18 protein-coding genes and 1 pseudogene are annotated in these 17,544 nt (G+C 71.8%); 12 read left to right on the top strand and 7 right to left on the bottom strand.

Translation table 11 applies throughout. The features are described from left to right. The first annotated feature begins 27 nt into the window (after positions 1-27). On the top strand, positions 28-465 hold the full coding sequence (locus ACLU3S_RS08420) for a hypothetical protein (protein ID WP_413951122.1): 438 nt from the start codon (positions 28-30) through the stop codon (positions 463-465). A 311-nt stretch (positions 466-776) separates the two neighbouring features. Here the strand turns inward: ACLU3S_RS08420 and ACLU3S_RS08415 are convergent, their stop codons facing one another. Next, entirely contained in the window at positions 777-1,262 is a 486-nt protein-coding gene (locus ACLU3S_RS08415) for a pyridoxamine 5'-phosphate oxidase family protein (RefSeq protein ID WP_413951170.1), read from the bottom strand. Positions 1,263-2,041: 779 nt separating this feature from the next. On the opposite strand from ACLU3S_RS08415, the gene ACLU3S_RS08410 reads away from it, so the two are divergent. The 7 genes and pseudogenes from ACLU3S_RS08410 to ACLU3S_RS08380 all read left to right on the top strand — a co-directional run bounded on the left by ACLU3S_RS08410 (position 2,042) and on the right by ACLU3S_RS08380 (position 7,034). Continuing rightward, positions 2,042-2,662, top strand: a complete 621-nt coding sequence (locus ACLU3S_RS08410; RefSeq protein ID WP_413951169.1) for a hypothetical protein — start codon at positions 2,042-2,044, stop codon at positions 2,660-2,662. An 81-nt stretch (positions 2,663-2,743) separates the two neighbouring features. Continuing rightward, a pseudogene (locus tag ACLU3S_RS08405) lies at positions 2,744-2,948 on the top strand (CBS domain-containing protein); the annotation flags it as partial. A gap of 33 nt (positions 2,949-2,981) precedes the next feature. After that, complete coding sequence (locus tag ACLU3S_RS08400) at positions 2,982-3,155, top strand: hypothetical protein (RefSeq protein WP_413951121.1); 174 nt, start codon at positions 2,982-2,984, stop codon at positions 3,153-3,155. 255 nt (positions 3,156-3,410) lie between these two features. Beyond that, complete coding sequence (locus ACLU3S_RS08395) at positions 3,411-4,313, top strand: universal stress protein (protein ID WP_413951120.1); 903 nt, start codon at positions 3,411-3,413, stop codon at positions 4,311-4,313. Positions 4,314-4,497: 184 nt separating this feature from the next. Then, complete coding sequence (locus ACLU3S_RS08390; RefSeq protein WP_413951119.1) at positions 4,498-5,493, top strand: Acg family FMN-binding oxidoreductase; 996 nt, start codon at positions 4,498-4,500, stop codon at positions 5,491-5,493. Between the two features lie 633 nt (positions 5,494-6,126). Continuing rightward, a complete protein-coding gene (locus ACLU3S_RS08385; RefSeq protein ID WP_413951168.1) occupies positions 6,127-6,402 on the top strand; it encodes an SHOCT domain-containing protein in 276 nt (91 codons plus the stop codon). Positions 6,403-6,614: 212 nt separating this feature from the next. Beyond that, positions 6,615-7,034: a hypothetical protein gene (locus tag ACLU3S_RS08380; RefSeq protein WP_413951118.1), complete on the top strand. Its 420-nt coding sequence runs from the start codon at positions 6,615-6,617 to the stop codon at positions 7,032-7,034. 96 nt (positions 7,035-7,130) lie between these two features. Here the strand turns inward: ACLU3S_RS08380 and ACLU3S_RS08375 are convergent, their stop codons facing one another. Together ACLU3S_RS08375 and ACLU3S_RS08370 are read right to left on the bottom strand one after the other, a co-directional pair. Further along, positions 7,131-9,551: a glycoside hydrolase family 65 protein gene (locus ACLU3S_RS08375; protein ID WP_413951117.1), complete on the bottom strand. Its 2,421-nt coding sequence runs from the start codon at positions 9,549-9,551 to the stop codon at positions 7,131-7,133. A gap of 56 nt (positions 9,552-9,607) precedes the next feature. Next, the gene (locus tag ACLU3S_RS08370) at positions 9,608-10,483 is read right to left on the bottom strand and encodes a universal stress protein (RefSeq protein ID WP_413951116.1); all 876 of its coding nucleotides are present in this window, start codon (positions 10,481-10,483) and stop codon (positions 9,608-9,610) included. 92 nt (positions 10,484-10,575) lie between these two features. On the opposite strand from ACLU3S_RS08370, the gene ACLU3S_RS08365 reads away from it, so the two are divergent. Beyond that, on the top strand, positions 10,576-10,782 hold the full coding sequence (locus tag ACLU3S_RS08365; RefSeq protein ID WP_413951115.1) for a BON domain-containing protein: 207 nt from the start codon (positions 10,576-10,578) through the stop codon (positions 10,780-10,782). A 12-nt stretch (positions 10,783-10,794) separates the two neighbouring features. On the opposite strand, the gene ACLU3S_RS08360 is transcribed toward ACLU3S_RS08365, so the two are convergent. Then, positions 10,795-11,727 (bottom strand): pyridoxamine 5'-phosphate oxidase family protein, encoded by a 933-nt coding sequence (locus tag ACLU3S_RS08360; protein ID WP_413951114.1) that lies wholly within the window; start codon positions 11,725-11,727, stop codon positions 10,795-10,797. 116 nt (positions 11,728-11,843) lie between these two features. On the opposite strand from ACLU3S_RS08360, the gene ACLU3S_RS08355 reads away from it, so the two are divergent. Beyond that, positions 11,844-12,518 carry a CBS domain-containing protein gene (locus tag ACLU3S_RS08355; RefSeq protein WP_413951113.1) on the top strand — a complete coding sequence of 225 codons (675 nt, stop codon included), beginning with the start codon at positions 11,844-11,846 and terminating at the stop codon, positions 12,516-12,518. Positions 12,519-12,657: 139 nt separating this feature from the next. Here the strand turns inward: ACLU3S_RS08355 and ACLU3S_RS08350 are convergent, their stop codons facing one another. Beyond that, entirely contained in the window at positions 12,658-13,476 is an 819-nt protein-coding gene (locus ACLU3S_RS08350) for a universal stress protein (protein WP_413951112.1), read from the bottom strand. 308 nt (positions 13,477-13,784) lie between these two features. Here ACLU3S_RS08350 and ACLU3S_RS08345 point away from each other — a divergent pair, with 308 nt between their 5' ends. Continuing rightward, a complete protein-coding gene (locus ACLU3S_RS08345; RefSeq protein WP_413951167.1) occupies positions 13,785-15,353 on the top strand; it encodes an AAA family ATPase in 1,569 nt (522 codons plus the stop codon). Between the two features lie 74 nt (positions 15,354-15,427). After that, positions 15,428-16,468: an alcohol dehydrogenase catalytic domain-containing protein gene (locus ACLU3S_RS08340; protein ID WP_413951111.1), complete on the top strand. Its 1,041-nt coding sequence runs from the start codon at positions 15,428-15,430 to the stop codon at positions 16,466-16,468. 129 nt (positions 16,469-16,597) lie between these two features. Here the strand turns inward: ACLU3S_RS08340 and ACLU3S_RS08335 are convergent, their stop codons facing one another. Both ACLU3S_RS08335 and ACLU3S_RS08330 read right to left on the bottom strand, forming a co-directional pair. Next, the gene (locus ACLU3S_RS08335; protein WP_413951110.1) at positions 16,598-16,861 is read right to left on the bottom strand and encodes an acyl carrier protein; all 264 of its coding nucleotides are present in this window, start codon (positions 16,859-16,861) and stop codon (positions 16,598-16,600) included. A gap of 5 nt (positions 16,862-16,866) precedes the next feature. Beyond that, positions 16,867-17,544, bottom strand: a 678-nt coding sequence (locus ACLU3S_RS08330) for a 2-oxo acid dehydrogenase subunit E2 (protein WP_413951109.1), incomplete at its 5' end; no start/stop codon positions are given.

Raw genomic sequence — 17,544 nt, 5'->3', positions numbered from 1 at the left:
ATGCACTCTCCCAGTGCAGACCCCACCATGGCGAGCGTCATCTCCCTCTATTTCCTGCACAACGGCGATCTGACGCCCTATCCCCGCAAGATCGCCGACCCTGGGGAAGCATCAGCAGTGGTACGCCTGCTGTTCGGCGGACCGTCCAAAAGCGAGGCCGCGACGGCCACCACGGACCTGCCCCGCCTGACGGGGGTGCCCAAGGTGGAGATCGGCAGCGACAACACGTTCATCGTCCAACTGCCCGACGACGTCTCTCCTCTCAGCCGTGTGGCCATGCGGCAGTTGGCGTGCACGGTGGCTCACGTGGCCCTGCCGTTCGCCGCGCTTCCCACGGACACGATCGCGGACGGCGCCCCATCGGCTCCTGCCCAGCCTCAACGTTCCCGCAGCGTCCGTGTGCTCGGGAACGGATGGACGATGGCGCAGTCGGACGACGCCTGTCCCGCTCCTTTCCGGCCGTAGGAGGACCGAGGCACGGCTCCTATGCTCCGACCTGCGGCGTGGTGGAGCGGGCTCGACGGCGGCACGCAGAGGGGTGTTCGAGGCCGGGGGGTGTGGACGACCTGGATGACACGATCAAAATCATCCGCGCGACCGTCTTCGCCTTCCAGCACCGCGACAGGCAGGAGCGATCCGGTGGGCTGCGCGCCCAGTTGCCGACCCTGACTGACGTGGCCGCTCAAGTCCTCGGCTTCGCCCCGGCTCCGCGCATGACCGGCCTGCGGGACACCGGTGTCCCCCCGTCGCGGGAGACGTACGGCTGCCCACCACGGTCAGGCGTCGTCGCCGGGAACGTCCGCCATGTCCACGTGGTCGTCGGCCGTCAGGCGGATCCCGGTGACCAGGCCGGGGCGGATGCGTACGGCGTGGTCCATCGTCCGCCGCACCCAGGGCACCAGCAGGGCCTGGTAGCGGGCCAGTTCGTCCGGGTCGGTCACCAGATGGGCGTAACCGGTGACCACCACACTCCAGCCGAGGTGGGTGTCCGGGTCGATGGCATCGGCCTCGTAGGCGACGACGACGCCGGATCCGTCGGCCCCCTGGGCCCGCGAGGTGAGGGCCGCGGCCTCGTGGGTGCGGATGACGATCTCCCCGTCGTCCAGGACATGGTTCACCGGTCGTACGGTCGGCAGTGCGTGCCGGGTGAAAACGATGCGGCCGAAGGAGACACTGCCCAAGAGCCGCATGGCCTCGTCGGGCTTCAGCTCGACGCTCCGGCGAGGTCCGCGGGAAGGCGTCCGGGTGTGGTCGATGGTCATGGCGGGCTTTCGTGCGGTCTCGTTGCTCACTGCCGTGTGGTCCGTGCTCGCTGTGCCGGGATGCGAACGGGCGCCCACCCGCCGCGGAACGCCGAAGCGCACGCCGCGGACAGACACGATGCCGCCATTGGAGCCGGGCGGCTCCCGCTCACACCAGGGCCGTTCGGTCCTGATCCGTATCCTGTCGGCCCTCTGTGCCGCGCCAGCAGGAGTCGGTCCTCTGCGCCGCGCCAGTAGGAGGCGGCACGAGTGATCTTCCGCGTGTCATCGAAGACGGGTGTCCGCGGATGGGCGCGCGCACTGGTCCGCGTAGTCGCCCCCTGCTTGCTGGGGCAGCGCGTCGAGACGTGCTCGCACGCGAACATGTGCTGCGAGCATCTCCCACGACCACTCGGCCCGGCCGACCTGGGTTGCTCGGCGTGGGGCGCAGCTGCGGTGCACAGTGCAGTCTTGTCCCTGCCTGCCTGCCTGCCTGCCTGCCTGCCTGCCTGCCTGCCTGCCTGCCTGCCGGCCGGAAGTCCCCTGCCCGGCGCGCCGGATGCGGCCCGCGACATCGTCCGCTGCCGGTCCGGGACCCTGGAACGCCCGGATCCCACAGCCGGCTGAACGGCGGTCCCGGCCTCCTGTGTCCGGTCGGCGCGCCGCGAACGGGCCCCGGAGACAGGGACGTTGGACCCTACGGCCGGAGTCCTTCGGCCTCCGGCACCGCGCGGCGCACGCCACGAAGGTGAGAGGCATCAGGGCAACACGAGCTGAACATGCCAGAAGGGACCACCATCATGGCCGTGCACGAGCACTCCCACCGCAACTCCGGGTTCCGCCTGCCGTTCCGCAGCAACCGGACCGGCTCCGCGCTCGCCGCGTCGGCAGGCAGCGACACGCACACCGCACAGGCACGCGCCCTCGCGGCCCTGCGCATCCTCACCGGATTCGTCTTCCTGTGGGCCTTCCTGGACAAGACCCTCGGCCTCGGATACGCCACGGCTTCCGGCAAGGGCTGGATCGACGGCGGGTCCCCGACGAAGGGCTTCCTCAGCACCGTCGCCGTTGGGCCCATGCGGTCCGCGTTCCACGCGTGGGCCGGCGCAGCCTGGGCCGACTGGCTGTTCATGCTCGGGCTGCTGGGCATCGGCGTCGCGGTCATGACGGGTGTGGCGCTGCGGCCGGCCGCGGTCGCCGGCACGGCGATGTTGGCACTGATGTGGATGGCAGAGTGGCCGCCGGCCAAGCACCTGGCCAACGGTTCACCGAGCATGTCGACGAACCCGTTCGCCGACTACCACCTGGTCTACGCGCTGGCGCTGATCGCCGTCGCGGTCACCGCGGCAGGCACCACCTGGGGTCTGGGCCGTTGGTGGGCGGCACTGCCCGTCGTCCGCGACCACGCCTGGCTTCGCTGACCCCTCCCACGCCCGGACGGACCCTGCCGGCCGCCCCGGCGCCCGGGGCCTCTTGGCCCGCGCGGAGGACCGGCGGCACGAGTGCTCGCCGAGCACCGGATCAGCGGACTGCCGGTCGTCGACGAGGAGGACAAGGTCATCGGCGTCATCTCCGAGACCGATCTGATGGCCCGGCAGGCCCCAGACCCCGGACCCGTACCAGCCGGACCGCCACAAGCACGTCGTGGCCCTGACGCGCAGGGGCAGGGCGCAGGTCGCCAAGGCCGCCGCTCGCACGGCCGAGGGCCGGCTGCGGCGACTGTGACAGGAGGTGGGCCTGATGACCGGCAAGGTCCTGATCGCCTGCGGGACGGCCAACGGATCGACCGCCCGGATCATCCCGCTCGTGCCCGGAGTCCAGCGCGCCATGGACCGGCTCGGCGTCGAGGAGCGCATCACCTTCGGCGGCTGCCTGCGAGAGGGCGCGAGGGGCGGGATCGCCGCATGCTCCTGATCCAGGGCGGGGGCGGCGACCTCCGGGACTTCGCCGCGACCGAAGAGCGGGCGGCACGCATACTGGCCGGGCTGCCCGCCGGATGACCGGCACACCTGCGCGGCGCGTTGCATACGGCCACCCGCCCACGCACCATGCGCCCTGCCCCGGCAGGCCCGGCGCAGGAGCCCGAAGCGCACGATCGGGCCCTTGCCCCCGACCGGCACCACACGACCAGGCACCAACGACCAGAGAACTGAGCAGGAGGTGGGCACCATGCCCGCACCCGTCATCGCCGGAGTCGACGGATCACCGGAGAGCCTCGCCGCCGCCGAGTGGGCGGCCCGCGAGGCGGAGCGCCGCGATCTGCCACTACGGCTGATCCACGCCTGGAACTGGCATCCGGGCCCGCACGGCGGGGAGCCCGCGAACGCCGCGCAAAGGCACCTCGCCCGGCGGGCGCTGCGCCAGGCGGAGGAACGGATCCGCGACTGCGTCCCCGGCGTGCGCGTGGCCGACCAACAGGTCGAGGGTCCCGCCACTGCGGCCTTGCTGAAGGCCGCCGAACAGGCGCAGATGGTGGTCCTGGGATCGCGCGGCCTGACGGGCCTCGCCGGGCTCGTCGTGGGCTCCGTCGCCCTGGGGGTGGCCGACCGGGCCACCTGTCCCGTCGTGCTGGTCAGGGCGGGGGAGGAGGCAGCGGACGAGTACCTTCCCGCCGAGGACGGCGGTGCCGGCACGCGCACCGGTTACCGGGACGTGGTGCTCGGGCTCGACATCAACGACCCGAGCGACGAGGTGATCGAGTTCGCCTTCCAGGCGGCCATGCTGCGGCGGGCCCGGCTGCGCGTGGTGCACGCCTGGCACCCGCCGTCCGCATTCGGCCTCGGCCCCGGTGACATCGCTCTCGTGAACGACCCCTACCGGGCCGAGGAGTGGCAGGGCTTCCTGTCCGCCGTGCTGCAGGTGTGGCGGGACAAGTACTCCGGCGTCGCGGTCGTGGAGACGGTCGTCCAGGAGAAGGCCACGACAGCGCTGGTACGGGCTGCCTCCGGGGCGAGCCTGCTCGTCGTGGGCCGCCGGCGCACCGGCCGTCCGACCGTCGTGCGTACCGGCCCCGTCACCCACACCGTGCTCCATCACGTCGGCTGCCCTGTGGCCGTCGTGCCCCATCACTGAGACGAACAGCGGCAGATGAGCCGTTCGCCGTGGCGGACCTGGTCGGCCCGCACGCGCCGTTGCCGTGGTCGGACCTGGGGCCGCCGGAAACACGACACGCGGTGCGGCGCCGCCTGGGCACGTGCCCGGCTCGGGTACTCATAGTGGGTGAGGGGGAACAACCGGGATGAGAAGGTGCGCACCGATGGATCCACGGCAGCCGGACGCGGAGACGGTGGCAGGCCTGGTCGCCGAGGCCGTGACCGCTCCCTCCATGCACAACGCACAGCCCTGGCGCTTTCGCTTCGTGACGAGTGAGCGGGTCCTGCTGCTGTACGCCGACCTCGATCGCGCCATGCCCCGCTCGGACCCTGGCAACCGGGCCCTGCACATCGGCTGCGGGGCGGCGCTGTTCAACCTGCGCGTCGCCGCCGCGCAGGCCGGCCTCGCCCTCGAGACCGACCTGCTGCCGGATCCCGCCGAACCGCTGCGGCTCGCCGCCGTCCGGCTGCGCGAGGCGGGTGCCACCGCTCCCGTCGAGGACGATCTGGCGCGTCTGCATCCCGCCATCCGCCGCCGTCACACCAGCCGGTATCCCTTCGAGGAGAAGGACATCCCAGAGGACGTCCGGGCCGCGTTGCGCGCGGCGGCGAACCGGGAGGGGGCCGAGCTGCAGTTTCCCGGGCCCTGGCATGCGGAAACGATCCTCGGGCTGGTCCAGGACGCGGAGAGCCGAGACGCCCTGAACCCCGAGAGAATGGAGGATCTGCGGCGCTGGACCAGGCTCGGCGACGAGGCGGACATCGCCACCGACGGAGTCCCGGAGTACGCCTTCGGGCCACGGATGCGGGACGGCAAGGCCCCACTGCGCGACTTCGCGGGCCGTCGCCCGGTGGCCGACCGCGGCACCACCTCGTTCGAGCAGAACCCGCAGCTCGCGCTGCTGAGCACGTCGGGAGACGCCCCCGCCGACTGGCTGCGTGCCGGCCAGGCCCTGGAACGCGTCCTCTTGGAGGCGACTCTGGCGGGACTCGCCACGTCCCTGACCTCCCACGCCCTGGAGAGCCGGGACCTGCGCCTGCTGGCCCGTGAGCCGGTGATGGGCACAGGTCACGTCCAGATGGTGCTGCGGCTGGGGTTCGGGCCCCAGGGACCCGCGACGCCCCGCCGCCCCGTACGCGAAGTTCTCGAGGTCGTCTAGACAGCGCGGCGGGGCCGCACGTGGCGGCGTGGGCGTGAGTCCTTGTCCTGCCGTCCGGGCGAACTCGTTGAAAAGCCGGCGGCAGGACGCGGCCAGAAAGCGGGCCGGTCAAGGCTGTTGCCGGCGGTCATGACGCCATCGAGGTCGGGGACTTGGCGAACTTCCTCGCGAACTCCAGCAAGGCCCGCACGGCGGCGGACCCTGCGATCGCGGCCCTGAAGGGGGCCCTGCCACCACGCGGGCGCCGGCGACCGAGGCCGTTCGAAGCAATTCAGCAGTCCCGGCAGCAGTGGCGTGTGCGGCATTCGGCAGTGGGGGCATCCCCGGTGCCGGCCGTGTCGCCGTGAATCACGGCGGTGGATCTGGTGATCCGCAAAGGGCGCTGTCATGATCGCGGAATGGGCCAGGGAGGCTCGATGGTGCACGCCGTTTCGCTGGTCGCCGTGGGCGTGGCCGTGCGGCTCGTCACGGGTCTCGCGGCTCCGGCGTCAAGGGGCGTGCCTCGCGGCTCCGAGTGAGAAGGACGTTGGGCCGTTCAGCGCCCTTTAGGGAACGGCGGCCCTACTGCGCCGGGGTGTCCGCCGGTCACAGTGGAATACACACGGCCATCAGCCGAGGGAAGTGATCGGCGTGATGTGGTACGACGGCGGATGGGGCTGGGGCGGCTGGCTCGCCATGACGGTGTTCATGGTGCTGCTCTGGGCCTTGATCATCACTGGAGTCATCGCGCTCGTGCGGTATCTCGCCGGCGCGCGGCACCCCCAGCAACTGAGGTCGCAACCGCCCTCCGACGAGCCTCGGTGGGGAAGCCGGCGAGCCGAGGACCTGCTCGCCGAGCGGTTCGCCCGTGGGGAAGTGGACGAGGACGAGTTCAAGCGACGCCTCGCGCTGCTTCGGGAGCATCGATGAGTGCGGACCGTCGCCGGGGGAGGTGGCTTGTCGTCCTCGCTGCCGCCGCGGCGGTGGTGCTGGGCGTTGCCACGACGGCTCTCGTCGCGGCCACGGGCGCCTTTCGCACCATGGCTCCCGCGTCTTGGCGGGCGCAGAGCACGCAGTCCTGGAGGGCTGACGGCATGCGATGCCGTGCTCCCGCGGTCTCGGGCCGAGTGGTGGACGTGACCGTGAGCGACAGGGGACGGATGATGGGCGGTCCGAACGGACCCAACCCCATGGGCGGCCGTAACGGCTGGTACGCCATGGGCATGATGCGCCTGGTAGCGCACCCGAAGACGGTTCCGGCCGGCAAGGTGACGCTGCGGGTGTTCAACACAGGCTCACTCAGCCACGAGGTCATAGTGCTGCCCCTGCCACGGGGCCGGTTCGCGGGAGAACGGGCGATCGGCCCCAACGGGCGTGTCTCCGAGAGAGGCAGCCTCGCGGAAGCATCGCGCACCTGCGGGGCGGGCGAAGGGGACGGCATCGCGCCACGAACGACGGGATGGACCACGCTGCGGCTCCAGCCCGGCCGGTACGAGCTGGTGTGCAACAACCCCGGCCACTACGGCGCCGGCATGTACGCCGAGCTCGACGTGACCCGGTGACGACAGCCGGTCCCTGACGGGCGACGGCGGGTTGAACCCGCGTGGGCCCACAAGGGGCCCGGCGCCGGAGCCCGGGGCGGGGGCCAACCGCGGTGCTCAGTCACGGTTCGGACCGGTGTGGTCCGGCACCACGAGCGAGCAGGTCTCGCCCGGTGCGATGGTCACGGCCCGATCGGCCAGCATCACCCGAATCGGCGACTGCTCCGAGTCGGGAACGCTGATCTCCAACTGCCCGCTCCGGCGGCGTATCCCAACGCCCCAGTGACCGCGATAGTGCACCGTGAACCCGTACTCGGAGAGCGCCGGAAGCGGCACCGGGTCCAGCCACAGGGCGTCGTCACGGGTCTCCAGCCCCGACAGCCCGCGCTGGACCAGATCGAGGGTCCCGGCCATGGCCCCGAGATGGATCCCTTCCCCGGTCGTGCCGCCCTGGATGTCGGCAACGTCCGCCTCCAGGGCCTGGTGGACGTACTGCCATGCCTCGGCTCGTCTGGCCCTGGCGAGGACGCAACCGTGGACGAGTTCGCTGAGGGTGGAGCCATGACTGGTGCGCCGTAGGTAGTAGTCCACGGTCCTGCGCCAGATGTCGTCGTCCAGGTCGTACCCGAGGCGCCGGAACAGCGCCCGTAGTTCGGAGGGCGAGAACAGGTAGCCGAGCATGAGCACATCGGCCTGCTTGGACGCCTTGTAGCGGTTCACCGTGTCGCCCTCGGCCTCCAGGATCCGGTCCAGTCGGCGGATGGAGCTGTAGCGCGCACGGTAGGCGTCCCAGTCCAGCTCCGCGAGGTCGTCGTAGCCCTCGAACTGGCTGATGATCCCCTGGTGGTACGGCACTCGCAACCGGCGGGAGACCTCCTCCCACTTCAGCAGTTCGTCCTCGTTCAGCCGGAGCCGGTCGCACAGCTCCTCGCGGCGCCATGCGGGAAGACGCCGCAGGAGCTCCAGGGTGCGGGTGAGGACCCAGGCAGCGGTGACATTGGTGTAGGCGTTGTCGTCCAGCCCCGGCTGGGCGGCACCCGGGTAGCCGTCGTGGTACTCGTCGGGGCCGACGACACCGCGGATTCGGTAGCGGCCTTCGCCGGGGTCGAAGACGGCGAGGCCCGCCCAGAAGCGGGAGATCTGCAGCAGCATCTCCGCGCCCTTGGTGTGGAGGTACTCCGTGTCGGCGGAGGCCTGGCAGTACTGCCAGACGTTGTAGGCGATCGCCGAACCCACGTGGTGCTGGAGGCGCGAGTGGTCCGGCAGCCAGCGGCCCGAGGCGGGGTTGAGATGCCACTCCTGCGACTCCTCGCGGCCGTCGCTGCCGCTCTGCCACGGGTACATCGCCCCCACCCGGCCGGCCGCGGTCGCCGCTCGGCAGGCGCGAGTCAGCCGCCGGTGGCGGTAGTCCAGCAGAGACCGGGAGACCTCCGGGAAGTGCAGGTTCAGACAGGGGAGGACGAAGAGCTCGTCCCAGAACACATGGCCTCGGTACGCCTCCCCGTGCAGGCCCCGAGCCGGTACCCCCACGTCCAGGTCCGCGGTGTGAGGCGACAGCGTCTGCAGGACGTGGAAGAGATGGAAGCGCAGGATGCGCCCGGCCTCCCCGGGCACGTGGATGTCGGCCCGCCGCCACAGCCGCTCCCACGCGGCAGCATGGGAGTCCAGCAGGACGGGGAAGTCTGCCGCCGCGGTCACCCGGTCGACCGCTTCGCCGAGCGGTTCACTGATCGCCCTGTCCCGGGAGGTGTGGAGCGCCACCGTCTTGTCCACGGTGACGGGTCGGCCCGGTGAGAAGGGGATGACCAGACGGTGGACCGCGCGCAGGCGGGCCGGACGGAGCTCCGACGAGGCCGGCGCCCCCCCGCCGACGACCCTCGTCCGGGCGGCCAGGGCGACGGAGATGTCCGACGTGCTGGTCCGGCAGGTCAGCCAGACCGTATGGGGTTCATGGGCGCCGGTGTGCACATGGGTCACATGGTGGCGGTTGAGGGCGCGGTAACGGTGCACGTTGCCGTTGATCACCTCACCGTCGATCGAGCTTTCGATCTCGATCTCACCCGACCAGTCCTCGGCCGTGACGACCGTGCGCAGCGCGGCCAGATGAGGATCCCCCATGTGCACCAGTCGGAGCTGCTCGACGCTGAGCACCCTCCCGTCGTCCGTCCGGTGGCGGAAGGAGCGGGTGAGCGTGCCGCGCCGCAGGTCCAGGGTGTGCCTGTGGTCCAGGAGCGTGTGCGCGCCGGGGGAGACCCACGGGCCCCACGCTGTCCCGGAGCGGCGCAGCCGGAATCGGAGCAGCAGCCAGTTCGGGAGGTTGACCATGTCCTCGTTGACCACCTGCCGCCCCGCGACGGTCGACCGCAGACGGTTGTAGCAGCCGGCCACGTAGGTCGCCGGGTAGTGCACCAGGCCGGCCCGGCACTCGGGCCACGCGCCGCGCGTGGCGAAATAGCCGTTGCCCAGGGTGCAGAGGGACTCACGCAGCTGTTCGGCGGCGGGGTCGTAACCCGTCCACTCCCACGTCCAGTCCGACATGCGCCGCCCTTCGCTCTCCTCCCGAGGTCTGAGGGACCGGGTGTGTACGGCTCGTCTCAGACCGGTTGCGGAACGACGGCGACCGGGCAGTCCGAGTGGTGCAGGAGGACGTGGGCGACCCTCCCGAGCTGCAGACCGAAGTGCCCGTGTCGCCGCTGGGCGCCTACGACGATGAGGTCGGCCCCGGCTGACTCCTCGAGGAGAATCCGATGGGCGGGACCTTCGACCGGCCGGCGCTGGACGTCGACCCGCGGGTGCTCTCGTACGGCCTCGCGCAGCGCGTCCTCGATGCCCGCGGACGCCCGCTCCTCGCGCAGTCGGGCGGCGTCGTCCGCGATCAGCATGTGGTCCACCGGTTCCTGCGACGGATTGCGCCAGGCCCGTACGGCCGTCAGGGCGCAACCGCGCACCTCGGCCTCGCGGACGGCGAACCTCACCGCCGCCGCGCTGCCGGTCGCGTCACCGATCCCCACCACGATGCGGCCGAGGGCTGCCCGGCGGTTCGGTTCCGCGCCGCGGACCACGACGACCGGGCAGACGGCCCGTGCCGCGACCGCGAGGCTCACGGAACCCAGGAGCATCCCGGCGATCTCGCCTCGCCCGCGTGAGCCCGTGACCAGGGCGAACGCCTCGGGACCCGCCTGCAGCAGCGCGGACACGGCGTCCTGGGGCAGTGCCTCGCCCGACACCTTCACCTCGGGATGCCGGCGGCGGGCCCGTTCCACGCAGGAGGCGACGATGTGCTCGGCCATGATCTCCTCGGCCGGGCGGTCCGTGGTGAAGGACGGCTGGGCTCCCTCGTAGATCTCCCACAGGGACGCGTGGACGAGGCGAAGGGGCAGCCCGTGGCGTGCCGCCTCGTCCACGGCCCAGTCCACCGCGGCCAGACTGGAGTCCGATCCGTCGACACCCACGACCAGTGGGAGGTCCATCGCCGTCACCGCCTTCTTGCCGCCCGGTGGCCGGGGTCCCCCTGTGAATACCGTCGCACTGCCTGCTCGGCACCGCGACACGCCATCGGGCCGTGCGGGACGGGGCCGTCACGCTGCACGGGCCCGTCCACGACACGTCGCTCATCCCGGTCGCGGAGCGCCTCGTCCACGGCACGGAGGGCGTGGTGGATGTCGAGCCGCACCTCAGCGGGGCGGACTCCAACCCGGCCGGAACATGCCCGACCGGGTGGCCGCCGTGGGCGCGGGTGGCCCTCCGGTTCACCTCGCGGGGCGGGTGAACCGGTGGCGGTCTACTGGTCCGCCGGGGTGATGCGGCGGCCGGTGAGGGTTGCGGGCCGGATCGACACCCACATGTCGCGCTCGCCGCCCGCCCAGGGAGTGGCGTGCGCGTGCTCGCTGAGCCTGCGTACGGCCTCGGGCTCCGTCACCACGTGCGCGGGGCCCACGGCGAGCACGCTCCAGCCCTGGCTCAGGGCCTCGTCCAGGTGGTCGACCTCGAAGGCGACCTCCGTCTCCGCGGCCGCTGCGGGCAGAGAGTCGGGGGCGGTGCGGAAGACGATGGCGTCGTCGACGATCTGGTAGTTGACCGGTACGACCGCCGGGTGGCCGTCGCGCGTCGACAGAGAGACACGCCCCACGCCGTGCGTGGACAGCAGCGTGCGGCACTCCTGCGGGCTCAGGTCCCGCAGTTGGGGGTGCAGCAGCGCGTGGCCCTGACCGGGCGGCAGATCGGCGCCTCCGCCGCGCAGTGCCGCGACCGTGGTGCCGAGTGCGTCGGCCAGCCGGATGAGAGTCGCGAGACTCGGGTCGGCGGGTCGCTCCTCCACGTAGGCGAGGTACTCGGGCGACATCCTGGCACGGCGCGCCGCTTCCACCAGGCTCAGCCCCTGCCGTCGGCGTTCGGCCCTCACGCGCCGTCCGATGTCGCCGGGATCGGTCGCTCTCGTCGGCCGCGGAGCGGTGAATTCAGTCTCCGCCTCGCCTGCGTCCCGCAGTGGCTCGCGGGTGGCCGCCGGCTGTTCCTGCGGCTGTTCATGTTCGAGATGGCGGACGTGGGCGTCGGGCCCGGGGAACACGAGCGTGACTTCGTCCGTGTCCGACCAGCGCACGTCGTAGGGGGGAGTTCCGTCCGCGTGGTGGAGTCCGACGATTTCGCCGTCGCGCCTGGCGGCGCCGGTCGCCGGACTGTCGATGACGAGTTGGTCGCCGAGGTGAGCTCGCATGGCCGCCGCCCTCTCCTCAGAATGGTGCTGTATCCAACCTGCCACGCGGGCCACACTCCCGCGCGGGGCGGCTGCCCTGTCTTCGCGAGGCGGCCGGCACGTTCCCGGGAGGCGACATGCATCACCGAACGGTCGAGGAGCTCATGAGCCGGGACGTCGTCCGGGCACGGCGGGACACGCCGTTCAAGGAACTCGTCAGACTGCTGGAGGACAACGGCGTTACAGCCGTGCCCGTGGTGGACGAGATGGACCGTCCGCTGGGCGTGGTGTCCGAGGCCGACCTGCTCCGCAAGTGCGCCGACCAGGCCGACCCCTCGGGCAGGACACCCGTCCCGCACCTGGAGGCCTGGGAACGGGCCAAGGCCGAGGGCTCCCGCGCCGAGGAGCTGATGTCCGCACCCGCGGTGTGCGCACGCCCGGAGTGGTCCGTGGTCGAGGCCGCCCGGCTCATGGAGACCCAGCACGTCAAACGGCTGCCTGTGGTGGACGAGGCGGACCGGCTCCTCGGCATCATCAGCCGCGGTGATCTGCTGCGCATCTTTCTCCGCCGTGACGAGGCCATCCGCGAGGAGATCACCGGCGACCTCCTGCGGCGCACCCTGGGACTAGATCCTCGGGACGTGAGCGCGGAGGTGCGCGAGGGGCGGGTGACCCTCACCGGCACCGTCGAGTACAGGAGTCTGATCCCCGTCATCGAGCAGTTGTGCCGTGGCGTCGACGGCGTGGTGTCGGTCTCCGGAGATCTCTCCTACCAGAAGGACGACTCCCGGGATGCGTCCACCGACGCGTGAGCCGGCGGCGAACCAGCCCTCGGCACGGGCTGCGAGCGGCGGCACTCCTTCTCCGCGGCCGAGGGCCGAGTGTCCCCCGCAGAACCGGCGAGCGGCCCGGGAAGCCGGCTGCTTGCCGCCCCCATCTGTCGCGGGGGAGTCACATCTGGGGGACGACGGCGACCGGACACGGAGCGTGATGCAGGAGTGCGTGGTTGACCAGGCCGAGCTGCAGGCCCGGATGCCCAAGTCGCCGACGGGCGCCCACGACCAGCAGGTCCGCCGTCGACGCTGCCTCCAGCAGTGCCGTGCGCGCCGGTTTCTCGGCCAGCATTCGGCTCACCTCCACGTCCCGGTGCCTTTCAGCGGGGTGGCGCAGCGCGTCGTCGAGAACCTGGGCCGGCGGGCGCCGGTGGGCTTCCAGGAACCACGACGGTGCCTGTGCGGTCGTACAGGCGCCGGACGGTGCGCTCCAGGCGTGTACCGCCACCAGCCGGCAGCGTCGCACCTTCGCCTCGCGCAACGCGAAGTCGACGGCCGTGCCACTGCCCTCCCCGTCCTCGACGCCCACCACGACGTCTCCGAACCGGGCGGCGCGATGCTCCGGGGAGCCGCGCACCACCACGACCGGACAGTCGGCGCGTGCCGCCACGGCGAGGCTGACCGAGCCCAGGAGCATGCCGGCGAGGTCTCCGAGTCCCCTGGACCCGAGGACCAGCGCGAAGGCGTTGCGGCCCTTGCCGACCAGGGCCGAAGCCGCGTCCTCGTGCGAGACCTCGCTGGTCAACCGGATGGCCGGGGCCCCCTTCCGGGCACGCGCCGAGGCATCGCTGAGCACCTGGGACGGTTCCCGCTCTCCGGTCGCCGCGTGCAGCAGATGGAGCGGGACCCCGTGGCGCAGCGCTTCGGCGGCCGCCCAGTCGACCGCTTCCAGGCTCGCCTCCGATCCGTCGACGCCCGTCACCAGAGGAATCGTCACCGCACCTGTCTCCTCTCGCGCCGGATTCCACGGCTTTTGCCCCGCGTGCGCCGCGGTGAGCACCAGGGGATCCTCGAAGGGGAGATACGCCTCGCGCCCGGCCCGCGGGTGACGGGCGGAACGTGCACCCGGTCGCCTCCTCGTCCGCCACCCCCTCCAGCTTCTTACGAGACGGAGACCGTCGCCATGGCACCATTCGTCACCGCAGGTCCTACGTCGTCTCCGAGCCACCGGCCGCGGCCCGCCGGGCCGCCGGCTCGCGGACGAGGACGCCCCTCGTGAGCGCGTCCCTGCCACCGCCGTTCCTCATGACCGAGTCCCACCTTCACGCGACTCCGGCCGACGCGTCCGCCCCCCGCCGGGGTGCCCGGCAGGACAGCCGGCCGCTGGAGCGCGTCAAGGCGTGCGAGACCCACTCCGCGACGCTGTTCTTCGCGGGCGATCGGGTCTACAAGCTCAAGAAGCCGGTCGATCTGGGATTCCTGGACTACACCACGGCCGCGGCACGCCGTGTCGCATGCGAGCGCGAAATCACGCTCAACCGCCGGTTCGCCCCCGATGTCTACATCGGTCTGGGCGAGTTCCGCAGCCCCGAGGCGCAGGAGCCCGAACCGGTCGTGGTGATGCGCCGCATGCCGGAACACCGCCGCCTCTCCCATCTCGTACGGGCAGGAGCCGACGTGGACGACGTCCTGCGGGCCGTCGCCCGGCACCTGGCGGCGTGGCACGCGGCCGCACCCCGTGGCCGCGATGTGGACGAACAGGGCACGCAAGAGGCGCTGTCGGCACGGTGGGAGGCGAGCTTCGCGCAGCTGAACGCGCTGGCCGCGGAGGGAGCCGTACCCGACTGCGTGACGGAGATCGAGCGGCTGGTGCGCCGCTATGTCGCCGGTCGCAAGCGGCTGTTCGACTGTCGCATCGAGCAGGGGCGGGTGGTCGACGGCCACGGCGACCTGCTGGCCGAGGACGTGTTCTGCCTCGACGACGGCCCCCGGGTCCTGGACTGCCTGGAGTTCGACGATCGCCTCCGCTACGTCGACGGCCTGGACGACGCCGCCTTCCTCGCCATGGACCTGGAACAGCTCGGCGCTCCGGAGGCAGCGGCGTACTTCCTCGCCCGGTACGGCGAGTACGCGGCGGATCCCGCCCCTCCTTCCCTGTGGCACCACTACGTCGCCTACCGCGCCGTCGTCCGTGCCAAGGTCTCGGTGATCCAGAGCCGCCAGGGCGCGTCCGGCGCGGACGCGGCGTCGCGGCGACTGGCCGCCATGGCGCTGCGCCACCTGCGCGCTTCCGCGGTCTGCCTCATCCTCGTCGGCGGTCTTCCGGGCAGCGGGAAGTCCACGCTCTCCGGAGCGCTGGCCGACCGGCTGGGCGTCACCCTGCTCAGCAGCGACCGCATCCGCAAGGAACTGGCGGGCATCCCGGCCGAACAGTCCGCCGCGGCCGCCTACGGCGAAGGGCTGTACACGCCCGAATGGACGGCCAGGACGTATGCCGCCCTGCTCGACCGGGCGGCGCTGCTGCTGTCCTCCGGCGAGTCCGTCGTACTGGACGCCACCTGGTCCGATTCCGTCCAGCGTCAGGCGGCGGTGCAGGTGGCGCAGCGCACCAGCGCCGAACTGGTGGCCCTGCACTGCCGTGTTCCGGCCGACGTGTCGGCGGCCCGCCTGCTCACGCGCGCCCCCGGGGCCTCCGACGCCGGTCCGGAGACGGCCGGCGCCATGGCCGCGAAGGAACCGGCGTGGCCCGAGGCGGTCCCGGTCGACACCAGTGGCGCACTGGAGTCCGCCGTCTCTCGCGCGCTGGCCGTGGTCCGCCCGTGGGGCACGGATCAGGCCCCGGTCTTCCGCCGCCCGTACATGGAGCCGGACTGAGGACACGGACGACCGTGTTGCCCGGGGGCGCCGTGGGAGCGACGGTGGAGGTGGGGGAGCAAGGAGCGAATGCGGTGCGAGCCCTCGTCTACCACGGCCCTGCGCACGTCTCCTGGGACACCGTTCCCGATCCCGTGATCGAGGAGGCGACCGACGCGATCGTGCGCGTCGACGCCACCACCGTCTGCGGCACCGATCTCCACATCAGGCGGGGCGACTTCCCCGAGGTGAAGCCGGGGACGGTACTCGGACACGAAGCCGTCGGCGAGGTCGTGGAGATCGGCGACCAGGTCCATCACCTGCGTCCCGGAGATCAGGTGATCGTGTCGTCCGTCTCGGCCTGCGGTGGCTGCCCGCAGTGCCGCGACGGCAGGTACGGGCAGTGCGGCGGCGGAGGCGGATGGCTCCTGGGGAACCTGGTCAACGGCGCCCAGGCGGAGTTGGTGCGCGTGCCGTTCGCCGATCACTCCACCACCCGGCGGCCCGCCGACCTCGCGCTGCACGACGCGGTGCTGCTCGCCGAACTCCTCCCGACCGCGTACGAGGTCGGCGTGCGCAATGGGCACGTCTGCCCGGGCGACACCGTCGTCGTGGTGGGCGCGGGTCCCGTCGGGCTGGCCGCCGTGATACTCGCGCGGCTGTACTCGCCGCGCCGGATCATCGTCGTCGACCTGGCCGGCGCTCGGCTCGAGAGCGCCGCCCGCCTGGGCGCGGATGCCGCCGAATCACCGGGGAAGATGATCGCCGACCTGGCCGAGGGGCCGGGCGCGGACGTGGTCATCGAAGCGTCGGGCGATCCGGAAGGCTTCGTGCTGTGCACGCGCGCCGTCCGCGCAGGAGGGCACATCGCCAACATCGGCACGCACGGCAAGCCGGCGACGCTCCACCTGGAATCCCTGTGGCGCAAGAACGTGACGATCAGCACCGGCCAGGTGGACACCTCTTCCACATCGTGGCTGCTGGAGCTGATGAGGTTCGGACACCTGCCCGTCTCCCGGCTGGTGACCCACACCTTCGGTCTCGACCGGATGGAGGATGCCTACGAGGTATTCGCGCACGGCACCAGCACGGGAGCCCTCAAAGTGGTCCTGCATCACGAGCGCGCCGCTCAATGAGACGGGTCCGCGGCACACGGACGGGCGCTGCCGGTGCCGGGGCGTGGCGGCTTCAGGGCGCTGGTGCCGGGCTCGGCCGACCGGGCCGCGCCACGGGCGCTGCTCGCCGTCGTACGACGCGACACCCGGTCATGACCGGTCGGTCGTCCTGCCGACCAGGAACCGTGCCGCGTCGGACAGCGTGGTCAGCTCCGGGTAGTCCTCCTCGTCGATACGGACTCCGGTGCGCTCGGACAGCAGTTCCACCAGGCTGAGGAAGTCGAGCGAATCCAGTTCGAGCACGTCGCGGAACTTGTCGTCCGGTTCGACCGCAGCGAAGTCGGCGTCGGGGATGATCCGTGTGATCGACTCCTTGATCACCGACATGGCGTCCGCGTTGTTCAGGGGCTTCATCCGGCTCACAGCTCCTCGGGTTTCTGCAGCAGGCGGTCGACGGCCGTGAGGTAGCGCGCTCCCACGGCTCCGTCCGTGGCTCGGTGGTCGGCTGCGAGGGTCGCGGTCACGACGGGACGCACGCCGAGCATGCCGCTCGCGGCCCAGGGCCGCTCGACGACCGCTCCGAAGCCGACCAGGGCCACCTGGGGCGGGTGCACGACCCCGAACACCGCCTCCACGCCCTGGTCGCCCAGGTTGGTGACGGTCAGGGTGGCGCCGGTCGTCTCGCTGCCGCGCAGCCGTCCGCGGCGGGCTCGTTGGACGAGGTCCTTGAGGCGGGCCATGAGGGCGTCGGGCGGAAGTGTGCCGGCACCGTGGATCACCGGCGCGAGCAGTCCGCCCTGCCGGAGCGACACCGCGACGCCGAGGTTGATCTCGGAAGCCGGGACGAATGCGTCGTTCTGCCAGTATCCGTTGAGAGCCGGCACGTCGCGAGCCGCCAGGGCGGCGGCTTTGAGGAGCAGGGCCGCGGGCACGAGGCGGTCGGCGGGCGGACGACCGCGGTTGATCCGCCGCAGCCATTCCTCAACCGCCGCGAGGCCGATGGTGGTGGAGAGGTAGTAGTGCGGGATCTCCCGTTTGGAGCGGCTCATGAGGTCGGCGATGGCGCGGCGCATGGCGACCGTACGATCCTCAGGGCG

The sequence above is a fragment of the Streptomyces sp. AF1A genome (assembly GCF_047340315.1).
In the GTDB taxonomy this organism is placed as follows: domain Bacteria; phylum Actinomycetota; class Actinomycetes; order Streptomycetales; family Streptomycetaceae; genus Streptomyces.
Note: the sequence above shows the minus strand (reverse complement) of the source record. Positions and strands in the feature narration are given on the sequence as shown.